Here is a 10,795-nt window from a genome sequence, read left to right on the forward strand (position 1 = left end):
ATTTCAAAATCGCAAAGAATCTTTACTTTTGGCATCAGTACCTAAACCTGTTTTAGCTTGAAAAAGATACCTTTTCATAAAGACGACGACACCTTAATTAGAAAACTGCAAAAAGGCGACCCGTTTGCTTTTGAAGAAATCTTTTCAAAATACAGCCATAAACTCCATCAGTTTTCGCTCGCCTACTTAAAGTCAGAATCTGACGCCGAAGAGATTGTTCAGGAGGTTTTTCTGAAACTTTGGGAAAAGCGGAAAGACATTAAAACCGAAACCTCTTTTCAATCTTACCTGTTTACCATCACCTTAAACTTCATCAAGCGTTTTTTTAACCGAAAAGCCCGGGCAGATCAGTACAAACACGAACTGGCCACCCAATTTTTCGAAGGAAACGATCAGGTGGAGTCTTCGGTCACCTACCAGGACCTGCTAAACAAACTGGAGACCCTCATCGATCAATTACCTGAAAAACGAAAGCAGATATTTATCGAACGCAAACAACACGACAAACCGGTCAAACAAATTGCCGAGGAATTGGGAATCACACCAAAAACCGTTGAAAACCAACTGACCAGGGCATTGAACTTTTTAAGGTCGGAGTTGCAGAAAGATCATTTCGGAGGTTTTCTTTTCTACCATCTTTTTATCCGCCAATAAAAAAATTTTCTCCTTGTGGGGGATACGCTTCCCTCAAGGATATAATAAGCAAACAAGGCAGACCGGCGTCCATCCGTAAAGAATTTAACCGTGAAAAAAGAAATTGACAGCGCAATTTTAAACAGGTACCTTAAAGGGACTTATACGCCTGATGATTATCGGCAGCTAAAATCCTGGTTTGAAAAAAACGGGCAAACGGAACAGCTTGACGAACTGATTCACCAAAACTGGCTTGAATTTAAAGAACAGCAAGCCGGGAAAGATTTAAATTTCATTTTGCAGAAAATCCAGCGGCAAATTTATCTGGACGAAAAGAGCAGAAAAAGGAACCTTTGGCATTTTTACCGGCAGGTTGCCGCCGTACTATTATTTCCAATTCTCTTGGTTACAGCTTATCTGTTAATCAACAGCAACCAATTCCACGAGGAAGCCTGGGTACAAATTCATTCTCCGGCAGGAGCCCGGACCCGGTTTATGCTTCCCGACGGGAGTTCCGGCTGGCTCAACAGCGCTTCAAGCATCCAATACGCGGCTGATTTCAAAAACAGGGAAGTAAAAATCAGCGGTGAGGCCTGGTTTGAAGTGACCAAAAAAAATCATCAAAAATTCGTCGTGAAAACCCCCGCCCTGGATATTACCGTATTGGGAACCAAATTTAATGTTTCAGCGTACCCCGAAGACCATTTTGTTGATGTTGTTCTGGAAGAAGGCGAGGTCAGGCTGGATGGCAGAAACAAGGTATTTTCAGAGATCCTTTCACCGGCAGAGCGCTTTGTGCTTTATTCCAATCAAAAGAAAGGGGAAATATCGAAAGTTGATGCCGGCATCCATTCCGCCTGGAAAGACGGCAAGCTGGTTTTCCGCGACGAACCGCTTTCGGGCGTGCTAAAAAAGATGGAACGCTGGTACAACGTGCAGTTTGTGATGGAGGATAAGCAATTAAAGAATCACCTCTACCAGGCCACTTTTAAAGACGAAACACTGGAAGAAGTACTGAGATTGCTCGCTTTTACAGCGCCAATCCATTATGAGATACAAGAGCGAAAATTAGGCATCGATGGAAGCTATTCAACAAAAAAGATCATGATCCATAAGAAAACAAAATAGGCAGATACAAAATCAGGAAAGCGCTGACACACTTTCCTGACATACTTAATGATTAACAATAATATATTATTAACCGTTTTGAATTGTAAATTTATGAAAAAAAATCGGAAACGATGGACATACCTTTGGTGTGCCCTTAAAAAACCATTACGCATGATGAGATGGAGCTTATTCTTATTCATTCTGAGTATTTTCCAGGCCCAAGCCATTTCGGGCTATGCCCAGAAAACCCAACTGTCACTGGACTTTAAAAGCGCCAGCATCGAAACAATCCTGAATGAAATCGAGAATCAATCGGACTTTTATTTCCTCTACAATAAAAACCTGGTTGATGTGAAACGTAAAACGGATATCCAGGTAAAGGACCAGCAAATCAGTGTCATTCTTGACCAGCTATTCCGGGAAACCAATGTTACCTACCGGATTATCGAACGGCAAATCGTGTTGTCGTCTGAAGTAAGTCAGCAAAACTCGTTCGGTTCACAAAACAAATCGGTTTCGGGGAAAGTAACCGATGACTCCGGTATGCCTCTGCCTGGTGTAACCGTGGTTATAAAAGGCACTACGCTGGGAACAATTACCAATGGCGAGGGGAATTATTCGCTTTCAGGCATTCCTGCCGACGGGGTGTTGGTGTTTTCGTTTGTGGGGATGAAAAGCCAGGAAATCCCTGTCGGAAATCAATCTTCAATCCATGTCAGACTCGAAGAGGAAGCAATTGGCATTGGCGAAGTAGTCGCCATTGGCTATGGAACCATGAGAAAGAAGGACCTGACTGGTTCTATCACGCAAATTCGTCCCGATCGGATTGCGAACGAAAATCCAAAAACGGTGCAGGATATCCTACGGGGTACGCCTGGTTTGCAGGTCGGCTACGACGCTTCGGCCAAAGGTGGAGGTACCATGCAAATACGCGGACAGCGTTCGGTTTATGACGAAGGAGGTCACAACAACCCACTGATCATTCTTGACGGAATGCAATTTTACGGAGAACTTTCCGAGATCAACCCCGACGACATTGCTCAGATCGACGTACTCAAAGATGCTTCGGCTGCAGCCGTTTACGGGGCTAAGGCGGCAAGCGGTGTGATCATTATTACTACCAAAAAGGGGAAACAGGGGAAACCGGTTATAAATATTAGTTCGAATTTTGGCTGGACCCAGGAAAGCGATTACCGGAAACGGTTCAGCACAAAAGATTATTTACAACATCGTCAGGATTGGCTTACAAAGAATACCTATGGTGTAAATGCCTCAACAGGTGAATATGAAGCCTATCAAACCGGCATCTATGCCAATCAGCCCGGATTTTTTATGCGATCTGACCAACTTCCTGCAAATGTTTCTGTTGATGCATGGAGGGCTTATACCACTAACGAAAGTGGAGACTCTGACCTGAGCATCTGGGCAAAGAGGCTTGGATTCCAGGGAAATGCGCTCAGAAATCTCCTTGCCGGCAAAACCGTCGACTGGGCGAAGCACACCTACAGGACAGGCATAAACCAGGACTACAATGCCAGTATCAGCGGTGCCGGCGAAAAGGTTAACTACTATTTTTCGATGGGTTATTTGAAGAATCAGGGCGCATTGGTCAGCGATGAATACCAGGCAATACGCTCCAGCATGAAGGTCGATGCGACTGTGACCAAATGGCTCCAGATCGGCGCTAACGTAAATTTTCAGGATCGGTCGGATGGTAGCGTTGGCGTAGATTTGGATTACCAGTTGCGCAACAGCCCTTATGCCGATTACGCCGACGAGGCAGGAAATCCGGTGCAGTATCCCCTGAGTGGCGAATACAGCCAAAGGGGTTATAACTACGCTTTCCAGAAAAAATACCTGGAGTTGGAAAAGGGCTATACCGTATTAAACAGTATTTTGAATGCCAAAGTAACGTTGCCTTTTCATATCACTTACACGTTCAACGCCTCGCCGCGTTACCAGTTTTTTTACGACCGTTATTTTATGTCGGCCGATTTACCGGGCTCCGATCCCGCGTCACGTGGTGTAAACCGCGAGCAGGCCAAGCGTTTCGACTGGTCGCTCAACAATACCATCAATTGGGACAATACATTTCTTGAAAAACATCACGTAATCCTGACCCTTGTACACGAAGCCGAGGAACGCCAGTACTGGCAAGACCGCATCGAAGCCAGAAATATCTTACCATCCGATGCTTTAGGCTTCCACAACACCAAAAACGGCACCAAAGAAAACAGTACTTTTTCATCCAGTGACACGCGTGAAACAGCAGATGCTTTACTGGCCCGCTTGTTTTATTCGTATGACAATCGCTATATGCTCACCACGTCGGTCCGCAGGGATGGATATTCTGCTTTCGGTTCATCCAATCCGTACGCCACTTTCCCGTCGGTCGGGCTGGCATGGGCATTTACAAACGAAAAGTTCTTCAAATGGGACCATGTGATGAACAACGGTAAATTGCGTGTATCCTACGGTAAAAACGGTAACCGCTCGCTGAGCAGTCCTTACCTGGCGCTGGCAAACCTTTATGAAGGAGCAGGTAAAATGCAGGGATACATCAACTCATCGGGCGAATTGGAACTTTACCGCTATTTAATGGCTAACCGGATGGCAAATCCAACGTTGCAATGGGAAAAAACTGCTTCCTGGAACGTCGGGCTCGATTTTGGTTTCCTAAAAGACCGCATATCGGGAAGTATCGAATATTACGATATGAGAACCCACGATATGATTATGCCGCAACGTTTGCCCGAATTCACCGGATTTTCGAGCATTACCACCAACCTGGGACAGGTGGACAACCGTGGAATTGAGATTTCGATAAACTCGGTTAATCTGAATAACAGCAATTTGAAATGGACGACCACATTTGGTTTCTCCTACAACAGGAATGTGATAAAACACCTTTATTACGAAAACCAGGATATTTTGGATGTTGATGGAAATGTAACCGGAACAAAAGAAATGGACGATAAAACAAACGGCTGGTTTATCGGACAACCCATCAGCACTATTTGGAACTACCGGGTTACCGGAATCTGGCAAAAAGATGAGGTAGAGGAAGCAAAAAGATACGGTCAGGTGCCCGGCGACCCTAAAGTAGCCAACAACTATACTGCCGATGATGTTGTAAATGCCGACGGCTCTGTGAAGCCCGTGTATAACGACAACGATAAGGAGTTTCTCGGACAAACAGCGCCGCCTTTCCACTGGTCGTTGCGTAACGAGTTTGAATTGTGGAAAAACCTCAGCATATCATTCAACATTTACTCTTATATGGGACACAAAAGTCTGGCAACCTTCTACCGGAATAATGATGATGACGGCGGACGAATGAGTTATGCCCTGCAAAACGTGCCTGCAAAGGAATATTGGACGATCGATAACCCGACTAACAAGTATGCGCGTATTGAAGCCCAGGGCCCCACAGGAGCTGCCAATCCCGGAAAATTGTACGACCGTTCGTTTATCCGTTTCGAGAATATTTCAGTAGGATATACACTGCCCGGGCAGTGGACTTCGAGATTTGACCTGGAGCGTGTCAAAGTTTACGGCTCTGTCCGCAACGTTGCCACTTGGGCAAAAGACTGGGAATACGGCGATCCTGAAACGAACCCGGCCTTTGATAGTGGCGGCGGATTGGCCACACGCATTTATACATTGGGATTGAATTTAACTTTTTAACCTCTAATTACAACAAATATGAAAATTGTGAATGAGAGAGAGCAAAGCCAAACTTGTTTGAGCTTTGCCAAGCGCGAGCAATTTGCCGGCCTTAGCCGGAAAATTACGAATAAACAAGAGCAAAGACAAGCTTGTTTGGGTTTGCCGGGCATGAGTAATTTGCGCGGAGCGAAACAGATCACTCAAAAACTGAATCATATATGCCTTGTCTTATTTATAGGTAGTATCATCTTACTCGGCGGATGTTCGCAGGATTTTCTGGAGCCCGACCCGTTGTCATTTTACGAACCCGGAGCCACATTCAGTACCGAATCAGGTTTGATGTCGGCAATGGCAATCTGCGACCGCCACCTCAAGCTATATTGGGCGACAGACCATAATGAAATGCTGAGTCTGGGGACAGAATATATCTTCTCCGATTTGATGGTGGCCAGTGCGACCGACAAAACTGCCATGCTTGACAATGTGGCCAATATGCTTACTCCTACGAGTGAAAGTACAAGTAATGTGAACCATCTCGACCGGACAAACAGTATCTGGTATTTTTGGAGGGAAACCTATAATGGTATTCTTTATGCCAACACCGTCATCCAATATGTGGATGGCGTTGAAGAATTGAACGAAGCCACAAAAAATGCCTACAAGGGCAGAGCCTATTTTCACCGTGCTTTCCGCTACATGGCCCTGGTGTTTCAATTTGGCGATGTGCCGCTTGTAACCAAGGTGGTAGATGTGCCCAAGCAAAATTACCGCAGCACAGAACGCGAAGCGATCCTGCAAATGATAACCCGGGATATGGAGTTTGCCGTACAATGGGTACCCGACCAAAAAGATATGCCCCTGACAGGCATGGTAAATAAAGGTGCCTGCCGTATGTTGCTTGCCAAATGTTACCTGGCATTGGGTGAATATGCCAAAGCCAAAGAGCAAACGGATATATTAATTGAAGGATCGGGATATTCGCTCATGCAGAATAATTTCGGAACATTCAACGATGGAGGCGAACCTGCCACCTGGCCGATTACCCGGAATGTGATCTGGGATTTGCACCGCGCCGAAAATAAACTTATCTCTGCCAATAAAGAGGTCATCATGGGTATGCCTAACCGTGGCGCCGAAGCTGAATCGTTTGTTAAAATGCTTACCATGCGTATCTTATATCCGTTCGTTTTTAACAGCGCGATACAATCAAAAGATGGAAAACAGGCATTGATGAATATCAAGCGAAACAGTGGCGATTACAATTCAAAGTATGATTATATGAGGGCATTCGGGCGCGGCATTGCTACATTCCGTCCCACATACTTTCAAACTCATACTCTGTGGGAAGTTAATGGCCGGATGGATGAAACCGACTTACGTCATAATTCAGTAGTAGGTAACTGGGTGCGTATGGAGGATTACCGCGTCAACAACAAAGCATCTTCAGAATTTGGAAATCCGGTCACTCTTTTTAGTGACAACGGAAGGTTATTGTGCAGCGATACGATCCGCCGCTGGTTTGATGTTCCCCATTACAAGTTCTATTTGGACGATCCCGTGAACGAGGCCAACATAAGCGGCTCTGACGGAAACAGAGGCGCCACGAACGGGGGAATAGCCGATTGGTATCTTTACCGTTTGGCAGAGGCATATTTGCTGCGGGCAGAGGCTAAATTTTACCTGGGCGACGCTGCCGGAGCTGCCGAAGATGTAAATGAAGTGAGAAGTAGAGCAAAATGTACTGAATTGTATGATGGCTCCGTCACAATTGGTGATATCATGAACGAGCGCGCCCGTGAGCTGTACTGGGAAGAATGGCGCAATGTGGAATTAACCCGCGTGTCGCTGTGTCTTGCCCGTAGCGGAAAGCCTGACGAATGGGGTAATACCTACAGTCTGGACAACTTTGACAAACAGAGCGGCACCGATTCCAATGGCGGAAGTTATTGGTACCAGCGCATTATACATTACAGCATGTACAACAAAGGCCCTATCCAGGTTGTTGCAACAAAAAATAACATCAACTACACGATGGACAAAAAGAATATTTACTGGCCTGTTTTTAATGCCTCAATTACCGCTAACAATAAAGGTGAATTGAGCCAGAACTATGGCTACGACGGATATGACCCCAATACACCGAAATGGGATAACTGGGAAGATGCCGTAGCCGACGAAGACAGAACAACGAATTAATTTCCAAATAAATTTATCTCCCCAAGATTAGATTTTAAAGACAGCTAAGGATAAGAATGAATGAAAAGAGGGTGTTTCAGGCTTCTGAAGCGCCCTCTTATGTAATACACATTACTTATCAGGAGAACAATTTCTTATTAACCAGATAAAAACATGACCATGCGTAAACCGATATTTATCCTATTAATCCTTTTCCCTTTCCGGTTTTTAACCGCCCAAACAACTCTGTTAACCGATTTACCCGGCGGATATACTCCCGAGGAGGTAGGAAAACTTGTCGCATACCGTTTTGTCGATGCCAAACATGCACTTCATGCCGGAAAATGGATCAGTTACCCGGAAACGTTTTATTGGAATGGAGCTCTTCAGTTTGCAGCAATAACGAACGACAAAGAGCTTCTCGTGCTTCTGCAAAACAAATTTGAGCCACTGTTTTCGACCGAAAAAGAGCTATTACCGATAAAAAATCATGTCGACTTAAATATGTTCGGCAGCTTACCTCTCGAACTCTATAAACTTACAAAAGAGAAACGGTATTTTGAGTTGGGACTGCCGTACGCAGACACCCAATGGGAAGTTCCCGATAACGCAAAACCGGAGGAAAAAGAATGGGCAGAAAAAGGCTATACCTGGCAAACACGCCTATGGATCGATGACATGTACATGATTACCATTGTGCAAACCCAAGCCTATAAAGTGACCGGAAATCCAAAATATATTGACCGGGCAGCAAAGGAAATGGTACTTTATTTAGATGAGTTGCAACGCCCGAACGGTCTCTTCTACCATGCTCCGGATGTTCCGTATTATTGGTTGCGGGGCAATGGATGGATGACGGCAGGTGTTACCGAATTGCTTCGTTACTTACCCGATCATCATAAAGACTACCCCCGTATTATGCAAGGCTATCAAAGGATGATGGAAAGTTTAAAGAAATATCAGTCGCCAGCTGGTATCTGGAATCAACTGATTGATGAACCGGACTGCTGGCCCGAGACATCCGGATCAGCCATGTTTACTTATGCACTCATTACAGGAGTCAAAAAAGGGTGGCTAAACGCCGAAGAATATGCTCCGGTTGCCCGGAAAGCCTGGATGGCTTTAGTGCCTTATGTCGATGAAAAAGGCGCTGTGGCCGAGGTTTGCGTCGGAACGAATAAAAAGAATGACAAACAGTATTATTATGACCGCCCGCGCAGAACCGGCGATTATCATGGGCAGGGACCTTATCTTTGGTGCGTGGCTGCTCTTTTGGAAAAATAACAGAGTACCTGCCACCACAGGCAGCGCCATTGTCATCACGGCAACCAACGATTCTGCAGTTTCTTCTGTTCACGGATAGATTGAAAAACTTTACATGATTGACCCCGAATGGGTCAATCATGTAATTTTATCTGTAATTTAGCACCCGACACCTATACAATTCAGGATTTGACCAAACCTTCACATACCAACGCATTCCCCGGAGGCGATCTTCTCCTTGAACGGTTAAAGGCAGGCGACCGGAAAGTCTTCAGCCTGCTTTTTGAATATTATTACACCGGCTTGGTTGTTTTTGCCGATCGCTACCTGCACGACATGGAACTGGCCGAAGACATTGTCCAGTCGGCATTTATCCGGTTATGGGAAAACCGGAAGGCCATCAAGTCTCCGTCTGTCAGGTATTATCTGGCAAGCGCTGTCAAAAACAACTGCATCGATTTGATCCGGAAAAACGAAACCCAAAAAAAATATGCCCAACGTCAAACGTACCAGGAAACAGACCACGGGAATGATTTTTGGGCCGAAAGCGAACTGAAACAGATGATCGAAACAGCAATCGATCGTTTGCCGCCGCGCTGCCGCGAAATATTTACTTTAAGCCGGTACGACGGTTTAAAATCACACGAAATTGCACAAAAACTTCAACTCTCGCAGCGCACCGTTGAAACACAAATTACGAATGCACTGAAAATCCTTCGTAAAGACCTGAAAGACTACCTTTTCCAATTTTTCTTCACATTTTAGTTCTTCACAGTACGTGTAAAAATAGGTTTCTCCGTCTTATCCGTACAAACACGAAAAGATGGAAGAAAACAGCACCTATTTCGAATTGCTTTTTGTAAAAGAAGCGGAGGGAACCTTAACCGAACCAGAAAAGACCGAACTGGCCGGATGGTTAAATAACCCTCAACACCGGATTGTTTACGAAGAACACAAAAAACTGTGGGCATCGGTTGGTGACCTGCAGAAAATGAAAACGATAGACCAGAAAAAGGCCTTGAAAAAAGTTGAAGCCCGCCTTTTTGGCCGCTTCCCTGTTCTTTATCTGAAAAAACTCGAACGGGTTGCCGCTGTGCTGTTTATCCCGCTGTTGTTATCCGCTCTGTGGATGCTCTACTACCTGCCCGGAAACTTTATAAATGAAACGGTTTTTAATACCATCGAAGTACCCCCGGGAACCAGGTCGTCATTCACCTTGCCCGACGGTACGTTCGTGAGGCTGAACTCGGGTAGCAGCCTGAAATACCCGGTCTCCTTTGAAAATCGGGAACGACAAGTTGAATTAAACGGTGAAGCCTGGTTTGAAGTAAAAAAAGATGAGCATCGTCCTTTTATGGTCTCCACCTCCGATATCAATATCAAAGTTCTGGGAACATCGTTTAATTGCAACGCTTACCCCAATGCCGGACAAATTGAAACTGCGCTGGTGGAAGGAAAAATAGAAATCTCGGGGAAAAGCGGAAAAAACAAGTTCCTGATGGAACCGGGCGAACTGGCTGTTTTTTCCAAGCAGGAAAAGACCATGGAAAAGACGCAAACAGATCTCGACAAACACATTGCCTGGACATCCGGAAAATTAATGTTCCGCGACGACCCGATGACGACCGTCATTGAAAAACTGGGGCGGTGGTACCGGGTGGAGTTCCGGGTGGAAGACCCGGAAATTCTGAATTACACCTATTCGGCCACTTTTTCGGGCGAAAGCCTCGACCAGGTGTTAAAAATGCTGGCCCTCTCCGCCCCCATCAATTTTCGCATCCTGCCCAGAGAAAGGTTAGACAGCCTGGAGTATGAAACCCAAATCATAAAACTTACAAAAAAATAAAGGAGGAAAACGATCAAAAGGAAAAAGGAATGTTTGCACCATCCCTTTTTCTGAAATGAAAATAAATAGTCTGTATTTATTAACACTAATTGAATCAAA

At 45.2% G+C, this 10,795-nt stretch carries 7 protein-coding genes; all 7 read left to right on the forward strand.

Translation table 11 applies throughout. The features are described 5' to 3' along the window. Window positions 1-57: 57 nt before the first annotated feature. The 7 genes from AC6H3C_RS01740 (at window position 58) to AC6H3C_RS01770 (ending at window position 10,696) form a co-directional block, all read left to right on the forward strand. Window positions 58-654, forward strand: coding sequence for an RNA polymerase sigma factor (locus AC6H3C_RS01740; protein ID WP_497518844.1), 597 nt, complete (start codon window positions 58-60; stop codon window positions 652-654). Window positions 655-744: 90 nt separating this feature from the next. After that, entirely contained in the window at window positions 745-1,761 is a 1,017-nt protein-coding gene (locus tag AC6H3C_RS01745; protein ID WP_497518846.1) for a FecR family protein, read from the forward strand. A gap of 93 nt (window positions 1,762-1,854) precedes the next feature. Next, on the forward strand, window positions 1,855-5,430 hold the full coding sequence (locus AC6H3C_RS01750) for a SusC/RagA family TonB-linked outer membrane protein (protein WP_497518847.1): 3,576 nt from the start codon (window positions 1,855-1,857) through the stop codon (window positions 5,428-5,430). A gap of 18 nt (window positions 5,431-5,448) precedes the next feature. Then, window positions 5,449-7,608: a RagB/SusD family nutrient uptake outer membrane protein gene (locus AC6H3C_RS01755; RefSeq protein WP_497518849.1), complete on the forward strand. Its 2,160-nt coding sequence runs from the start codon at window positions 5,449-5,451 to the stop codon at window positions 7,606-7,608. 159 nt (window positions 7,609-7,767) lie between these two features. After that, entirely contained in the window at window positions 7,768-8,871 is a 1,104-nt protein-coding gene (locus AC6H3C_RS01760; protein WP_497518850.1) for a glycoside hydrolase family 88/105 protein, read from the forward strand. A gap of 168 nt (window positions 8,872-9,039) precedes the next feature. Further along, window positions 9,040-9,615 carry an RNA polymerase sigma-70 factor gene (locus AC6H3C_RS01765; RefSeq protein ID WP_497518851.1) on the forward strand — a complete coding sequence of 192 codons (576 nt, stop codon included), beginning with the start codon at window positions 9,040-9,042 and terminating at the stop codon, window positions 9,613-9,615. Window positions 9,616-9,673: 58 nt separating this feature from the next. After that, window positions 9,674-10,696 (forward strand): FecR family protein, encoded by a 1,023-nt coding sequence (locus AC6H3C_RS01770; protein ID WP_497518853.1) that lies wholly within the window; start codon window positions 9,674-9,676, stop codon window positions 10,694-10,696. Window positions 10,697-10,795 lie beyond the last annotated feature (99 nt).

It is taken from the genome of Gaoshiqia sp. US2 (genome assembly GCF_059705485.1).